The organism is Vulgatibacter incomptus, from assembly GCF_001263175.1.
Taxonomy (GTDB): Bacteria; Myxococcota; Myxococcia; order Myxococcales; family Vulgatibacteraceae; genus Vulgatibacter; species Vulgatibacter incomptus.
Map to the genome: position 1 here is coordinate 2,152,531 of NZ_CP012332.1, position 15,231 is coordinate 2,167,761.

General features: G+C 69.6%; 12 protein-coding genes. 6 read left to right on the forward strand and 6 right to left on the reverse strand.

All coding sequences use genetic code 11. The features are described from left to right. Positions 1-7: 7 nt before the first annotated feature. The 4 genes from AKJ08_RS08860 to AKJ08_RS19235 all read right to left on the reverse strand — a co-directional run bounded on the left by AKJ08_RS08860 (position 8) and on the right by AKJ08_RS19235 (position 6,856). A complete protein-coding gene (locus AKJ08_RS08860) occupies positions 8-3,337 on the reverse strand; it encodes an efflux RND transporter permease subunit (protein ID WP_050725732.1) in 3,330 nt (1,109 codons plus the stop codon). Continuing rightward, positions 3,334-5,043 carry an efflux RND transporter periplasmic adaptor subunit gene (locus AKJ08_RS08865; RefSeq protein WP_082342974.1) on the reverse strand — a complete coding sequence of 570 codons (1,710 nt, stop codon included), beginning with the start codon at positions 5,041-5,043 and terminating at the stop codon, positions 3,334-3,336. Before AKJ08_RS08865 ends, AKJ08_RS08860 begins: the two co-directional genes overlap by 4 nt. Next, positions 5,040-6,299, reverse strand: a complete 1,260-nt coding sequence (locus AKJ08_RS08870; protein WP_169788784.1) for a TolC family protein — start codon at positions 6,297-6,299, stop codon at positions 5,040-5,042. The genes AKJ08_RS08865 and AKJ08_RS08870 overlap by 4 nt, the downstream gene beginning before the upstream one ends. A gap of 170 nt (positions 6,300-6,469) precedes the next feature. After that, a complete protein-coding gene (locus AKJ08_RS19235) occupies positions 6,470-6,856 on the reverse strand; it encodes a hypothetical protein (protein ID WP_050725735.1) in 387 nt (128 codons plus the stop codon). A gap of 199 nt (positions 6,857-7,055) precedes the next feature. On the opposite strand from AKJ08_RS19235, the gene AKJ08_RS19240 reads away from it, so the two are divergent. From AKJ08_RS19240 to AKJ08_RS08900, 5 genes are all read left to right on the forward strand, one after another. Next, positions 7,056-7,505 carry a cupredoxin domain-containing protein gene (locus AKJ08_RS19240; RefSeq protein ID WP_050725736.1) on the forward strand — a complete coding sequence of 150 codons (450 nt, stop codon included), beginning with the start codon at positions 7,056-7,058 and terminating at the stop codon, positions 7,503-7,505. Positions 7,506-7,618: 113 nt separating this feature from the next. Then, a complete protein-coding gene (locus AKJ08_RS08885) occupies positions 7,619-8,395 on the forward strand; it encodes a hypothetical protein (protein ID WP_050725737.1) in 777 nt (258 codons plus the stop codon). Positions 8,396-8,646: 251 nt separating this feature from the next. After that, entirely contained in the window at positions 8,647-9,585 is a 939-nt protein-coding gene (locus tag AKJ08_RS08890) for an acyl-CoA desaturase (RefSeq protein ID WP_420806382.1), read from the forward strand. A gap of 251 nt (positions 9,586-9,836) precedes the next feature. Further along, on the forward strand, positions 9,837-11,327 hold the full coding sequence (locus tag AKJ08_RS08895; protein ID WP_050725739.1) for a hypothetical protein: 1,491 nt from the start codon (positions 9,837-9,839) through the stop codon (positions 11,325-11,327). Position 11,328: 1 nt separating this feature from the next. Continuing rightward, entirely contained in the window at positions 11,329-12,261 is a 933-nt protein-coding gene (locus AKJ08_RS08900) for a TIGR01777 family oxidoreductase (protein ID WP_050725740.1), read from the forward strand. On the opposite strand, the gene AKJ08_RS08905 is transcribed toward AKJ08_RS08900, so the two are convergent. Then, positions 12,221-12,853, reverse strand: coding sequence for an O-methyltransferase (locus tag AKJ08_RS08905; RefSeq protein ID WP_050725741.1), 633 nt, complete (start codon positions 12,851-12,853; stop codon positions 12,221-12,223). The two genes, AKJ08_RS08900 and AKJ08_RS08905, sit on opposite strands and share 41 nt — an antisense overlap. A 105-nt stretch (positions 12,854-12,958) precedes the next feature. Next, positions 12,959-14,299, reverse strand: a complete 1,341-nt coding sequence (locus AKJ08_RS08910; RefSeq protein ID WP_050725742.1) for a M20/M25/M40 family metallo-hydrolase — start codon at positions 14,297-14,299, stop codon at positions 12,959-12,961. Positions 14,300-14,727: 428 nt separating this feature from the next. On the opposite strand from AKJ08_RS08910, the gene AKJ08_RS08915 reads away from it, so the two are divergent. Further along, positions 14,728-15,093 (forward strand): HU family DNA-binding protein, encoded by a 366-nt coding sequence (locus AKJ08_RS08915; RefSeq protein WP_050725743.1) that lies wholly within the window; start codon positions 14,728-14,730, stop codon positions 15,091-15,093. Positions 15,094-15,231: the final 138 nt, after the last annotated feature.

Genomic DNA, 15,231 nt, shown 5'->3' on the forward strand with positions numbered 1-15,231 from the left:
GACCGGACTAGCCGGCTTCGAGCATCGCTTCCTCTGCCTCCCGCTTCTTCTCCTGCTTCAGCTCCCAGAGGCGCCACCAGGTGTAGACCACCGGGATGATCTCGAGGGTGAGGAAGACCGAGGTCACCAGGCCGCCCACCATCGGCGCGGCGATCCGCTTCATCACGTCGGCGCCGGCGCCGGTGGACCAGAGGATCGGCACGAGGCCGACGGCGGTGGTGGCCACCGTCATCAGCTTCGGCCGCACCCGCATCACCGTGCCCTCCAGGTGGGCCCAGACGATGTCGTCGAAGTTGCGGATCTTCCCCGCCGCCTTTCGCCTCTCGAAGGCGCGGTCGAGGTAGACGATCATCACGATGCCCGTCTCGGCGGCGAGGCCCACCAGCGCGATCATCCCCACGTAGACCGCGGTGGAGAGCCGGTAGTCGAGGAGCCAAAGCAGCCAGATGCTCCCCACCATCGCGAACGGCACGGAGAGCAGGACGATCAGCGTCTCGATCACGTTCCGGAAGTGGAGGTAGAGCAGGACCACGATGAGCAGGAGCGTGAGCGGGACGATGACCTTCATCTTCTCCGCCATGCGCTCCATCAGCTCGTACTGGCCGGTCCACTTGAGGATCGTCCCCTGAGGGAGCAAGAGCCTGCCGTCTGCCCTCGCCTCGTCCACGAGGGCCTTCGCCCGCTTCACGTATCCGCCGAGGTCGGTGCGGGCGGCGTCCACGTCCACGAAGAGATAGCCGGCGAGCATCCCGTTCTCGTTGCGGATCATCGGCGGCCCGCTCACCACCTTCACGTCGGCGAGCTGTCCGAGGGGGACGTGCACCAGCCGCGAAGCCGCCGGCGCGCCGAGGGCGGGAGCGGGCTGCATCGGCAAGGCCTCGCCCTCGGATTCTTCCACCCGGGTCACGGGGACGAGGGCCTCGCGGAGGCGATCGGGATCGTCGCGCAGATCCCGCGGATAGCGCAGGTTCACGGTGAAGCGGCTGCGCCCCTCGATCGTCGTGGTGACGGGCTCGCCGCCGAGCGCGAGCTCGACCACCTCGTTCACGTCGGCGATTGTGAGGCCGTAGCGGGCGAGCGCGTCGCGGTCGGGGACCACGTCCACGTAGAGACCGCCCAGGCTCCGCTCGTAGAAAGAGCTGCGGGTGCCGGGGACCGTGGACAGGAGCTGTTCGAGCGCCGTGCCCGCCTGCTCGATCTCCGCGAGGTCGTTGCCGAAGATCTTCACGCCCACCGGCGTGCGGACGCCCGTGGCGAGCATGTCGATCCGGGTCTTGATCGGCATGGTCAGGGCGTTGGTCCACCCCGGCATGGCCAGGGCGTCGTTCATCAGGGCGAAGAGCTCGTCGGTCGTGATCTGCCGCTGGTCGGGGAAGACCGTGCGCAGCACCGGCGCGAGCACCTCCGGTGTCCACCCGCTCCACCAAGGCTCGCGCGGGACCATCCGCCACTCGCTCCGGGGCTTGAGCCGCGCCACGGTCTCCACCATCGAGAGCGGCGCCGGATCGGTGGCGCTCTCCGCCCGCCCCGCCTTGCCGAAGACCGAGATCACCTCGGGGAAGCTCTTCAGGATCCGATCCTGCTGCTGGAGCGACGCCTTCACCTCCTCGATCGAAACATTGGGGAAGGTGGTCGGCATGAAGAGGACGTCGCCCTCGTCGAGGGTGGGCATGAACTCGCTGCCGAGCCTCGGGATCAGCGGGATCGTCGAGATCACCGCCGCCACCCCGATGGCCACCGTGGTCTTCGGGTTGCGCAGGGCGACGAAGACGAAGGGCTTGTAGATCGCGATGAGGAATCGCGAGATCGGGTGCTTCTCCTCCGGATGGATCTTCCCCTTGATCAGGAGGACCATCAGCGCCGGCGCCAGGGTCACCGCCAGCACCGCCGAGAAGAACATCGCGAAGGTCTTGGTGAAGGCCAGCGGCTTGAAGAGTCGGCCGGGCTGCCCTTCCAGCGCGAAGACCGGGAAGAAGGAGACGGTCACCACCAGGAGCGAGAAGAAGATCGCGGGTCCGACCTCCTTCGCCGCGGCGATGATCGTCTCGACGCGCTCGGCGGCGGTGCGCGGCTTCGCCTGCTCGAGCTTCTTGTGGGCGTTCTCGACGAGGACGATCGTGGCGTCCACCATCGCGCCGATGGCGATGGCGATGCCGCCCAGGCTCATGAGGTTCGAGGAGATCCCGAGCCAGCGCATCGGGATGAACGCGAGGGCCACCGAGACCGGGAGCACGAGGATCGGCACCAGCGCGCTGCGGAAGTGGAGGAGGAAGAGGAGGATCACGAGGGCGACGACGAGCCCCTCCTCCAGCAGCGTCCCCTTCAGCGTCTCGACCGCGTGGCCGATCAGCTCTGAGCGGTCGTAGGCGACTACGAGCTCGACGCCCTCGGGGAAGGACGGCTTCAGCTCCTCGAGTCGCTCCTTCACCCTCTCGATCACCGCGAGGGCGTTCTCGCCCTGGCGCATCACCACGATGGCGCCCACCGCCTCGCCCTCGCCGTCGAGCTCGGCGACGCCCCGGCGGATGTCGCCGCCGAAGGCCACCGTCCCGATGTCGCGGACCAGCACCGGCGTGCCGCTCGACGAGGCGCGAACCGTCACCTTCTCGAGGTCCGAGAGGCTCTTCAGGTAGCCGCGGCCGCGGACGAAGTACTCGCGGCCGCTCATCTCCAGGATCCGTCCGCCCACGTCGCCGTTCGAGCGGCGGATCGCCTCGCCGACCTCCGCCAGCGTGATCCCGTAGGCCCGGAGGCGGTTGGGGTCGACCGTGATCTGGTACTGCTTCTGGTAGCCGCCGACGCTGGCGACCTCGGCGACACCCGGCACCGCGGTGAGGGCGTATCGGAGCGTGTAGTCCTGGAAGGTGCGCAGCGAGGCCGGGTCGTGTTTGCCGCTCCGATCCACCAGCGCGTACTGGTAGACCCAGCCCACGCCGGTGGCGTCGGGGCCGAGCTGGGGCTCCACGCCGTCGGGGAGCTTGCCTCGCAGGCTGGAGAGGTACTCGAGGACGCGGCTGCGGGCCCAGTAGATGTCCGTGCCCTCCTCGAAGAGGACGTGCACGAAGCTCATCCCGAACATCGAGAAGCCGCGGACGTCGGTGACGTGGGGCGCCGAGAGGAGCGAGGTGGTGATCGGGTAGGTGACCTGGTCCTCGATGAGCCCGGGGCTCCGTCCCATCCACTCGGTGTAGATGATGACCTGCGGGTCGGAGAGGTCGGGGATCGCGTCGAGCGGCGCGCGCTGGATCGCCATCCACGAGGCGACACAGGCGAAGCCGGTGACGAGGAGCACCAGGAATTTGTTCCGGGCGCAGAGATCGATCAGCTTCTCGATCACGGCGTGACTCCTTTCGTCTTCTCCGCCCCAGGCTCCGCGAGAGCTCGTGAATCCTTGAGATCTCCGTGGTCGTGGCCCCCGCCCATGCCGGCGAGAGCCGCGCGCAGCCGGCTCTCCGAGTCGATGAAGAAGCCCGCGCCGGTGACCACCTCCTCGCCGTCATCGAGGCCGACTACCATCACGTGGTCCCCCGCGCGTCCGGTGATATGCACTTCACGCGGAGTGAACCGCCCTCCGCCGCGGGCGACGATGGCGTAGACGTGCTCGCCGCTGTCGATCACGGCGTCCCGCGGGACGATCGCGCCCTCCGGCGCCTCCACGTCGAGGCGCACGTCGCCGAACATGCCGGGGCGCAGCGCGATGCTCGCGTTCGCGATCTCCAGCCGGACCTTCATCGTGCGGGTGGAGGGCTCCACGGTGGGATAGACGAAGGAGACCTTGCCGACGAAGCGATCGCCCGGGTGGGCGGCGGCAGCGAAGGTGGCGGTAGCGCCCACCTGCACCCGCGGGATCTCCTGCTCGAAGACGTCGGCGAGCACCCAGATCCGCGAGAGGTCCGCGACCTCGAAGAGCACGTCGCCGGGAGAGACATAGGCGCCGGCGATCGCGCCCTTCCGCAGCACGTGGCCCGCTCCCGGCGCCCGCAAGGTCATGGTGCGCTGGGCCTTGCCCGCCTTTCGAAGCGCCGCGAGATCCGCCTCGGCGATCCCGAGGAGCCGCAGCCGCTGGGAGGCGGCGTCCTGGAGCTCGGGGCTCCACTTGAGCGCGTTCAGGTACTCGACCTGGGCCTGGTAGAGCTCCGGGCTGTAGATCTGCAGGAGCGGCTCTCCGGTGCGGACCGTGGCGCCGGTCTCGTCCACCAGGAGCTTCTCGATCCAGCCCGAGAAGCGCGCCTGGACCACGTAGCGGCGCCGCTCGTCCGGCGCCACCACGCCCACGGTGCGCACCTGGCCCTCGAGGCGGCCGCGCTCCACCTTGGCGGTGCGCACGCCGATCCGCGCCAGGCGCTCCGACGGGATCACGACCTCGGTGAGGCCGGGGACGCCTTTCCCCGCTTCGGCCGAGTGTTCGTGCGATTCACCGGCAGCGGGATGCGCATGCCCGGGGGCCACGCCCTGTTCCGCCTGCGCACCGTCCGCGGCCTTGCGCACCAGGTACATCCCGCACTTCGGGCACTTTCCCGGGCCCTCGTGCTCGACCTCCGGATGCATCGGGCAGCTGTAGATCGCCGGCCCTTCCTGACCCCTTGTATCGTCACCCGGCACCTGGACCAGCGACATCCCGCACTTCTCGCAGCGACCGGGCTCGTCCCGGACCACGCCGTCCTCCGGCATGGGGCAGATCCACTGGCCAGGCCTGGCGCCGAGCTGCTTCGCCGCCCGGGCGATCGAGCCGTCGGCATCTCCGTGATCGTGGCCGTGCGCGTGCTCGGAGCCGCTGGCGCCCCCGTCGATCGGCACCAGATCCATCCCGCAGATCGGGCACTCCCCCGGCACGTCGGAGACGACCGTGGGATGCATCGGGCAGTGGTACTGCACGGCTGCCGCCGAGGCCCCCCCGACCACGCCGGTGGCGAGGAGCACGGTGTAGCCGGCGCCCAGGAGCGCGATGGCGAGCATCGCCCAGCGGAACATCCCCGCCGTGCGGACGCCGGGGGGAGGCGGCTCCTCGCCCTCGTGGAGCTGGTTCTCGATCATGTCGCTCATCGTGCACCGCCGTTCATCGCAAAGAGGGTCGAGAGGGAGCCCGACGCACGGGCGAGACGCCCACGGGCGCGGAGGAGGCCGGCCCGGGACGAGAGCGCCTCGAGCTCCTGGCCGAAGCGCTGCACCTCCGCGTCGAGGAGGGTGAGGAAGTCGACACCGCCGGACTGGTAGGCGCCGATGGCGGCCGACACGGTCTGGCGGGCCCTGGGGAGGAGCTCCTGCTCGTAGAGATCCAGGCGCTCCTGCTCGCGGATCGAGGCGGCCCTGGCGGTCCGCAGCTGCGAGGCCAGGGACTCGCGGAGCGCGACCCGCCTCCGCGACGCGGACTCGGCTTCCGCCCGGGCGGCGGCGGCGAGCCGGTCCTGGTTCGACGCGGCGAAGACCGGGATGGGGATCATCACCTCGGCCCCGACCATGTCGGGGTGGTTGGTTCGGAAGCCGTAGGCGAGGCCCACCTCGGGATCGGGCCACTTCTCCCGCTGCGCCAGCCTCGCCTCCAGTCGCGCCTGCTCCTCCTGCCGCGTCAGCACCTGCAGCTCCGGATGGCTCTCCAGGTCTGCCACGAGCGCCGCCTCCGACGGGAGGTCAGGCAGATCGGGGAGCGCCGGCTTGCCTCCCACCGGCTCCTGCTGGGAGAGGAGCGCCGCGAGGACCGCCCGCGCAGCGACCTCCCGCTCCCGGAGCTCGAATGCGGGAAGCCGGAGCCGCTCGAGCTCGGCCTCCGCGCGGATCACGTCCGCCTGGCTCTGGCGGCCCGCTGCGAACCGGGCCCTGGTGAGGGCGACCAGCCTCTCGAGCGCACCGGTCTGCTCCTCGAGCACCGCCCTCGAGGAGAGGACGAGCCAGAGCTCGGCGTAGCCGTCGGCGGTAGCCTCCGCGAGGGCCAGGCGCTGAGAGTCGGCCATCGCGCCGGTGGCCTCGGCCACCTTGTCTCCGGCCTCTCGCCGGAGGTCTCGCTTCCCGAACCACGGGAGGCGCTGCTTGAGCAGCACCTCCTTCATCGTCATCTCGTCCTGGGTGAACGAGAACGAGGGCACGGGGAGGCTCCGGATCGCGAAGCCGATCGAGGGATCGGGATACGCGGCGGCGGCCCTCGCGCGCTCGGAGGCCGCCTCGCGATCGGATGCGTAGGCGGCGAGGTCCTGGTTGCGGCGCAACACCTGGTTCAGGACCTCGGACCAGACGAGGGGCGCCGGCTCCGATGCGGGCGGCGCTCCTGCCGCCAGGGCGGCAATTAGCGTAAAAGCAGTCAACACGAACAGTGCTCCATCCGCCCGGATCTCGGGCGGGCGTCTTCCAATGGGAGCCGAGCGGGCGACCGGGCGTACAGGAGGAGCGATGGAGGCTGTCGTGCGAGACAGCGCGGCCCTCCGCACGCACGAGCGCCGAGGCTACGGCGACGTTGCGACGGGAGAGACGCTCGAGCTCAGCGGACGATTACGACCGTCGCGAGCGCGATCAGGGGCGGTGGTGTGGAGCTGGGATGTGTCGCGTCGTCCATGCGGACGTCGAGCGACACGGGCTCCAGCAGATGCCGATCCCAGGGGGGGGCCGGCGCCCAATCCAGCGGGCCGGCGTCGGCCAAGGCGAGATGCGACGCGTTCTCCACTTCCTGGGCCCGGATCGCCTGCTTGCAGCAGTCGCTGGGCGCGTGGATCGCGGCGTCCGGCGCCGCTTCCTTCGTCCCGGGGCAGCAGCAGGAGACGGAGAGCTCCCCGGCCATCGAGCACCAGATCGACGCAGCGGCCGTCGCTGCGTGCAGCAGCAGGCCGAGGGCGGCGATCCAGGACAGGAGGGAGGAGTGGCGACGCATGACGCTTCGATCTTGTAAATCGTCTCACCGTCGGATGTCAAAGGACGGCTTCGAGCGTGTGGGAACCTGGCAATTGAGAAAAGGTTCCCGCACATGGAAATCCGCTGAGACGCCGGTCGATGTTGAAAGGCGCGATTCGTCCCGCTATCTCCGTGAAAAACCAACGGGCGCGGAGGGATCCGCGCCGAGAGAGGCTCCCGTGAAGATCGCTCGTTTCGTAGCCGCCGCAGCCGCCATCCTCGTCGTCGCCGCCTGCACCCAGGGCAGCCAGCCTGCCGCCGCCGCGCCCGCCGCCCCTGCGGCCCCTGCCGCCCCCGCCGCTCTCGGGGCCGAGCACGCCAAGCCGGCAGCGCCGGCCGCCGCCACGCCCGACGCCGAGGGCAAGGTCGCCATCGAGGCGACGGCCGACGGCTTCACGCCGTCCCGCATCGAGGTCGAGGGCGGCAAGGCCGTGAAGCTCGTCTTCACCCGCACCGCCGAGAAGACCTGCATGACCGCGGTGGTCTTCCCCTCCCTCGACATCGAGAAGGAGCTCCCGCTGAACACGCCCGTGGAGGTCGAGGTCACCCCCGAGGCCGGCGGGACCATCGCCTTCCAGTGCCCGATGGGCATGGGCAAGAGCGCGGTCGTCGGCCTCCCGCAGGCCTGACGGACTCGGGCCTCGAGGTCGCGAGAGTTCGTGAATTCCTTCACGAACTCTCTTCGCGGCGGGAAGCGCCCGCCCGGCGTGAACATTCCAGGGGCTCGCTCGTCCGTAAGGCCATGAACACCTCGCCTTCGAATCGAGCCGCCCTCCTGAAGACGACCCTCTTCGCCGCCCTCCTCGTCGTCGCGCTCCCTGCGTGCATGGTCGACGTCCACGGTCCGCGCGGCGGCGGAGGAGGAGGTGGAGGCGGAACCCAGCCCCGCCCCGATCGTCCCACCCCGTCTCCGCTGCAGTGGGGCGAGGCCTGCGGCTCGACTCCGCAGTGCGCCTCGGGCCTCAACTGCCTCGACGGGACCTGCGAGCCCGCCCGGATCGGCATCTACCCGGTGAGCGCCCTGGTGGGCCCGGGCCTCACCGACGGCAGGGAGTGGAAGTCCGATCGCTTCCTGCCGCGATGGGTCTGGGACGAGCTCGCCTCCGCCAGGCGCCGGGGCGTGAGCTCCCTCTACGCCTTCATGGCCGACCAGGCGCGGCTGGGCTGGTCGCGGCCCAACCCCTACGGCTACGGCTTCCTCTCCACCGACGGCTATCGGTACGACGACCGATACACCATCGCCCTCGCGGAGCGGGGCTACAACGAGCTGCAGACCTTCACGCCGTCGTGGTCCGGCGGGGTCGGTTGGACCCAGGTGCCCTTCACCGAGCGACTCAGCGTGGCCCTCGACGTCTGGGACGAGGATCGCTGGGACGACCAGTCCATCGGCTTCGTGGAGCTCGACTTCCCCCTCCTCCGCGAAGCGCTCTACCAGGGCGGCGTGACCTACTTCGACACCTACGACGCCACCGGCGGGCAGCTCCTCCTCGTCGGCGTGCAGGTGGTCGCCGAGCGCTGAAACCGAAGCGCGACGACCATCGGAGCGAGCGCATGGCCGCCTGGCAAGAGGCGGCCGCCGCCCCCGGACACGGGGCAGGCCCTGAAATCGGCCGGAAGCCGGAGTTTTTCCGGCTTTTCTTCCGTTCCCCCGCCATCGAGCCCGATCCTGCGCCCCCACGCCGGCTGGCCGTGACAGAGGCATGACGAAGGGTTGTCATGCTCCTGCTCGAACATCGCCCGAGCGGGCATCAGGATTCAGGAGAGCTTCCGATCGTGTCCAAGGCCTACATCAATGCCCCCGACGAGCGCGTCGACTGGGTGAAGTCCATCCCCTTCTTCACCATCCACCTGCTGGCCCTCGGCTCCTTCTGGTTCGGGATGACCTGGTCGACGGTGGCCCTCTGCCTCGGCCTCTACTACGTGCGGATGTTCTTCCTCACGGCGACGTACCACCGCTACTTCTCCCATCGCTCGTACAAGATGGGCCGGGTGATGCAGTTCCTGATGGCCCTCGGCGCCACCACGACCGCGCAGAAGGGCGTGCTGTGGTGGGCCGCCCACCACCGGCACCATCACAAGTACTCCGACATGGAGCAGGACGTGCATTCGCCCAAGCGCGGCTTCTGGTGGAGCCACGTGGGCTGGATCCTCTGCACCAAGTACGACGAGACCCGCTTCGACCTGATCAAGGACTTCGCGAAGTTCCCCGAGCTCCGCCTGCTGAACAAGTACCACCTGGTTCCGCCGGCCCTCCTCGGCGTCTCCTGCTTCCTCCTCGGCGGCTGGCAGGCCCTGTTCGGCGGCTTCTTCCTCTCCACCGTGCTCCTCTGGCACGGCACCTTCACCATCAACTCCCTCTCCCACGTGTTCGGGCGTCGGCGCTACGTGACCACCGACACCAGCCGCAACTCGGCGATCCTGGCGCTGATCACCTGCGGGGAGGGCTGGCACAACAACCACCACTACTACCAGTCCACCGCGAACCAGGGCTTCTTCTGGTGGGAGATCGACCTCACCTACTACGTGCTCAAGGCGATGTCCTGGGTGGGCCTGGTCTCCGATCTGCGCACGCCGTCCAAGGCGGTGCTCGGCCGCGACCGGATCGCCGACGGCCACCACGACGTGGGGCTCCTGGGTGAGCTCCCGGCCAAGGCCCGCGAGGCGGCGGCCCAGCTCGTCGCCGGCTCCATGGCCACCAGCGCCGACTGATCGCGGAGCCGGAGGCGGAGCAAACGCGGCGAAAGAGTCGGGCCCGCTTCTGCGGGCCCGATTTCTTTGTACGCTCCCCGAAGAGAGGGCTCGCGGGACGCAGCAGATCGTGTCCAGTTTGAGCCCGAGACCTGGCGGGTGGGCTCGAGGGATGGGGATCGCGCCGGTGGCCCGACAATGGCCACCGGGATGGGGAACGCTCGCTCGGGTGTTACCCCAGCTTTCGTCCCCCCTCCTGGAGGAATTCAGAGTTGCTGCGGCTCGGCGTACATGACTCCTCCCGCCTGGAGTGGATCGCCGAGCTGCCCTTCCCCGCCGACGGGCGCGCCGACGACTTCGAGCTCGATTTCCTGGTGGAGATCCCCGCCCACCTCTGGATCCGCCACGACAACTGGGAGCGGCTCCAGGTCCTGGCCCGCCTCGCCAGCCCAGTCGACGAGGACGGGGAGAACGTCCACCGCCTGATCTCCGTGGACGAGCTGCGCCGCTCCGCCCTCGCCGCAGCCCAGCGGGCGAAGGAGGCGGAGGCCCGCATCGAGCACGGCGTCTTCGCGGCCTCCATCCGCCTCGCTCCCGCGCCGGCCGGCCAGGGCGGCGAAGGCCTCCTCGCGCGCCTGCAGGAGACCCTGGCCGCGCTCCGGGAGCGGCGCGACTTCCTGTGCAAGACGAGGCAGGGCGAGACCGACGAGGTCGCTCGGGAGCGTGCGCTCTCGGGAGAGTTCCTCTCCAACCACGCGCTGGAGCTGATCGGCCGGATCGAGCGGGCCGTCGTCGCGCACCTGCTCCACCCCGCCTGCCGCGCGCAGGGGCGAGAGGAGCTCGCCGCCGAGCTCCGGGGCGCCCTCGCCCGTGCCCTCGAGGCCGAGTTCGACTGGCGGAAGGCCCACGCCATCGAGAGCCCCCGCGAACGGGATCCCTGGGAGCTCGAGCGCTACGTCGCCCGGGTGAGCGTGCTCAAGAAGCACTTCCAGGGCCTGCTCTTCCTCCAGGTGGAGGCGGAGCACTCCGACCAGCGCTTCCACGCCCTCCTCGGCGCCGTCTCCGCGATCCTGGGGGCCCTCGTGGCCTTTCCGCTCGCGCTCTTCCTCACCGGAGGGCACGGCGTGGCGGGGCTCGGGGTCGGCCTGACCTGGACGATCCTGCTCGTCGCCCTCACCTACGGCGTCCGCGAGCCGATCAAGGAAGGCGCGAAGAACTGGCTGAAGAAGCGCATGACCGACAACATCGGCGGGAGGCTCACCACGGTGAGCACCCGGCCGACGGCCCTCCAGGAGCCGCTTCGCCTGCTCAGCGTGAGAGAGTCGTTCACCGATACGCAGGCAGACGGGATCGACCCCCAGCACCCGGACCTCGGAAAGACCGTGCCGATGGTGCGGCTGCGCTATCGCATGTGGGGGACGCTCCAGGGAGATCCGCACCTCTCGGGCCAGGGCACCGGCAGCGTGAGGCTGGTCTTCCGCTACGACCTCTCGCCCCTCTTCTCGAGGCTCGACGATCCGATCAAGGAGGTCCCGATCCTCGCCGAGAACCACGCCTCGATCCGGTTCACCGACGCCGCCCGCAGCTACCGCTTTCCCGTGAAGCTCTCGGTGCGCTGCGGTGGCGACGACTCGGTCGCCCGTGGGGTGCTGGTCTCCCACAAGCTCGGCCTGGATCGGATGGATCTCGCCGAGGACGAGGTCGCTCCGCTGCCGTCCGGCCCCGTCGCCGCCGTCTTCGTGGGCTCGATGCGGAGAAGATGAGATGGCGCGCACCATCGCAATCACCGGCGCGACGGGCCTCATCGGCGGCGCGGTCGCCCGCGCCCTGGTCGACCGCGGCGACCGGGTGATTGCCCTCGTCCGCAGGCCGCCCAGGCCCGAGCTCCCGCCCTCCGTCGAGCAGCGGGCTTGGACCGCCTCCGACCCCGTCGCCCCGCTCCAAGGCGCCGAGGCGGTCGTGAACCTCGTCGGCGCCTCGGTGGCGGCGGGACGGTGGACGGAGGCGCGGAAGCGCCGCATCGTGGAGAGCCGCATCGCCGGAACCCGCTCGGTCGTCGAGGGGATCCGCGCGGAGGGAGGTGCTGTCCGGGTCCTCGTGTCGGCCTCGGCCATAGGCTTCTACGGCGACACCGGCGTCGTGGAGATCGACGAAGACTCGCCGCCGGGGAGCGGCTTCCTCGCGGATCTGTCCCGGCGTTGGGAAGCCGGCGCCGTCGAGGCGAGCGGTCTCGGAGCTCGGGTCGTGCAGCTCCGGACCGGGGTGGTCCTCGCGCGGGAAGGGGGCGCGCTCGCCAAACTCGAGCCGATCTTCCGCCTGGGCCTGGGCGGGCCCGTCGGAAGCGGCGAGCAGCTCGTGCCCTGGATCCACCTGGACGACGAGGTGGGCCTCATCCTCCACGTCCTCGACCGCGACGACCTCGAGGGGCCGATGATCTGCGCGGCGCCGAACCCGGTCTCGAGCGCCGTGTTCGCCAAGGAGATCGGCCACGCCCTCGGACGCCCGGCGATCCTGCCCGTCCCCACCCTCGCGCTCCGGGCCCTCTTCGGGGAGATGGCCTCGCTGTTCCTCGGCAGCAATCGCGCGGCGCCCGCGAAGGCGCTCGAGACGGGCTACCGCTTCCGCTACCCGGAGATCCGCCCTGCGCTAGAGGCCGCTATTTCTTCCGGGCGAGCATCATCCCGTCGCGGACGGTGAGCAGGACCTGCTCGACCCTGTCGTCGGTTCGGACCCGCTCGTTGAAGGCGACGATCGCCCGCGACGACGCGTCGCCGGGTGCGAGCACCCTTCCGCTCCAGAGGACGTTGTCCGCCACGATCAGTCCACCGTGGCGGAGGATCCGCATCGACTCCTCGTAGTAGGCGGGGTAGGCCTCCTTGTCGGCGTCGATGAAGACCAGGTCGAACGCCTGCTCCGGCAGGCCGCGCAGGGTCTCGATCGCCGGCCCCATGCGGAGCCGGATCTTGCTCCCGTCCGGGCTCTTGTCGAAGAAGTCGCGGGCGATCGAGGCGTGCTTCTCCTCGATCTCGCAGGTGACGAGCTCCCCGTCGGCGGGGAGCGCGTTCGCCATGCAGAGGGCGGAGTAGCCGGTGAAGGTGCCGATCTCCACCACCCGCTTGGCCCCGGTGAGCGAGACGAGCATCCGAAGCACGTTTCCCTCGAGTCGGCCCACCATCATCTGCGGCGCGGTGGTCTCCGCCCGGGTGCGCTCGGCGAGAGCGTCCAGCAGCGGAGGGAGCGGGCTCGAGTGTGCCGCCGAATACGCTTCGATCTTCTCATCCACGATCATCCGGAGCTCCTTTCGGGAGTACCGCGAACGCGCTCGCGGCAAAGAGGTCTACTTCTTCAGCGCCGTCGCCAGCTCCTCGTAGAGGTGGATGGCGGAGCGGATCGACTAGTCGAAGTCGGAGAGGGAGAGGCTCTCGTTCTCCGAGTGCGCGTTCGTGTAGGGATCCTCGACGCCGATGAGGAGCGCGGGGACGCCGCCGAGCTCACGGGCGAAGGGCTCCACGAAGGGGATCGAACCGCCGCAGCCGATCGCCAGGGCCGGCCTGCCGTAGCCCTTCTCCAGGGCGCGGAAGGCGGCCTGGAACGCCGGGTGATTCGTGTCGGTGTACCAGGGTCCGCCGGCGGACTCCGGCGTGATCTCCACCTCCACGCCCCAGGGGGCGGCCTTGCGGAGGGCCTCGGTGAGGGCCCACTGAACCTCGATCGGATCGAGGTCGGGGACGATGCGGATCCCCACCTTCGCCCAGGCGGTGTCGACCAGAACGTTGCGCGCGTCCTTGCGGCTCGAGGCCTGGATCGCGTTCACGCTGAGAGACGGCCTGCGCCAGTTCGACTCGCAGGGGTGCTGCTCGCCGAGGAGCTCGACGCCCTCGAGGAGGCCCGCCTGGCCGCGATACTCGTCCCGGGTGATCGGCAGCCCAGCGATGCTCTTCTTCTCCGCGTCGTCGAGGGGACGGACCTTCTCCAGGATGCCGGGGATGGCGATGTCGCCCTTCTCGTCCACCAGAGACGCGAGCATCTTCGAGAGCGCCATCGCGGCGTCGGGCACGGGCCCGCCCCACATGCCGGAGTGGAGCGAGGTCTTCAGCGCCCGGACCTCGACGTCGATGGCCACGAGGCCACGGAGCGCCGTCGTCACCGAAGGCACGCCGGTGTCGAAGTTCATGGTGTCGGTGAGGACCATCGCGTCGGCGGAGAGCAGCTCGCGGTGGGTGCGGAGGAACTCCGCCAGGTGGCCGGAGCCGATCTCCTCCTCGCCCTCCACCACGATCTTCACGTTGAGGGGCAGGGCGCCGGCGCCCTGGAGCCAGGCGGCGACCGCTGCGGTGTGCACGATCACGCCGGCCTTGTCGTCGGCGGTCCCGCGGCCGTACAGGCGGCCGTCCCGCTCGACGGGCTCGAAGGGAGCCGAGAGCCACTTCTCGAGATCACCCGCAGGCTGCACGTCGTGATGGGCGTAGAGCAGCACCGTGGGCGCCGCGGGATCGACGAAGATCTCGCCGTAGACGTAGGGGTGCGCGCCCGGCACCTCCAGCAGGCGAACGCCGCGGAAACCGCGCTTCTCGAGGATCTTCTTGGTCGCCTCGGCGCTACGGCGGACCTCGGCCGGGTCGAAACCGTCGAACGAGACGCTGGGGATCCGCACCAGGTCCTTCAGGTCGTCCAGGTGCGACGGGCGGTTCTCTTCGAAGTGCGCGAGGGCTCTCTCGACGTCGTTGCGGCTCATGAATCTCTCGTTTCTTCGTGTCGGGCGCGAAAAACCGCGTCTCCGGGCGGATCTCTAGCGACCGCCGACGGCCGAGGTCAAGGCCGAGGCGCGGGCCTCCGCAGCACGTTGGTCGAATGCGCTTCCGCAGGTCCGCCCCCCTCCGGAGCGGGGGCAGGAACCGAGCCGAGAGCGGCGGATTGCGCGGTAGGAAGCAGGGTTTGTCACAATCTGCTCTTTCGTCCGGTTCGCATTCTGCGCTACAACTCCTCTCACGACTCTTTCCACGAGTGCGTAGCGAGCGAGAAACTGCAGATCTCTTTGCGAGGGGAGCGAGCAAAGGTGATGCTCTCCCCTCCTTCGAGTGCAACGAAACCTCACGCAGAGTGCTCACGCTCGGCGTGGGACATCCAACGCGGAGCGCAATCCGCGTTCAGCAAGGAGTGAGAATGGCTACGAAGGCGGCAGCGGCTCCGAAGGCAGCGTCGACCAGCCCGAGCATGTCGACCACCAAGCTCGTCCAGGCGGTCGTCGAGAAGGCCGGCAAGAAGAAGATCGAGCTCAGCAAGAAGCAGGTCACGGGCATGCTCGATATCCTCCTCGAGACGGTCGCGGAGGAGGTCCGCAAGGGCAACAAGGTGAGCCTCAAGAACTTCGGCGTCTTCCGGCGGCACACCAAGCCGGCTCGCCCGAAGCGCAAGGGCCGCAACCCGGCCACCGGCGAGGAGATCACCATCGCGGCCAAGAAGGCCGAGAACGTGATCAAGTTCCGCCCGGCGAAGGTCTGGAAGGAAGCAGTCAAGAAGTCGAAGTAGTCTCGCCTGGCCTCGATCCTCCGGGTCTGAAACGCCCGGAATCGGCATGTGTCGGCAGATTCGGAGCCCCACTCCCCCGAAACAATCCGCCCCGAAGCGCTCGGGGCCGATTCGCTCGGGGAAGTGGGGCTCGATTCG

Coding starts and splice junctions, on each gene's coding strand:
- AKJ08_RS08885 (WP_050725737.1), top strand. CDS start 7,619: ATGAACACCTCGCCTTCGAATCGAGCCGCCCTCCTGAAGACGACCCTC.
- AKJ08_RS19235 (WP_050725735.1), bottom strand. CDS start 6,856: ATGCGTCGCCACTCCTCCCTCCTGTCCTGGATCGCCGCCCTCGGCCTG.
- AKJ08_RS08905 (WP_050725741.1), bottom strand. CDS start 12,853: ATGATCGTGGATGAGAAGATCGAAGCGTATTCGGCGGCACACTCGAGC.
- AKJ08_RS08915 (WP_050725743.1), top strand. CDS start 14,728: ATGGCTACGAAGGCGGCAGCGGCTCCGAAGGCAGCGTCGACCAGCCCG.
- AKJ08_RS08900 (WP_050725740.1), top strand. CDS start 11,329: ATGGCGCGCACCATCGCAATCACCGGCGCGACGGGCCTCATCGGCGGC.
- AKJ08_RS08910 (WP_050725742.1), bottom strand. CDS start 14,299: ATGAGCCGCAACGACGTCGAGAGAGCCCTCGCGCACTTCGAAGAGAAC.
- AKJ08_RS08865 (WP_082342974.1), bottom strand. CDS start 5,043: ATGAGCGACATGATCGAGAACCAGCTCCACGAGGGCGAGGAGCCGCCT.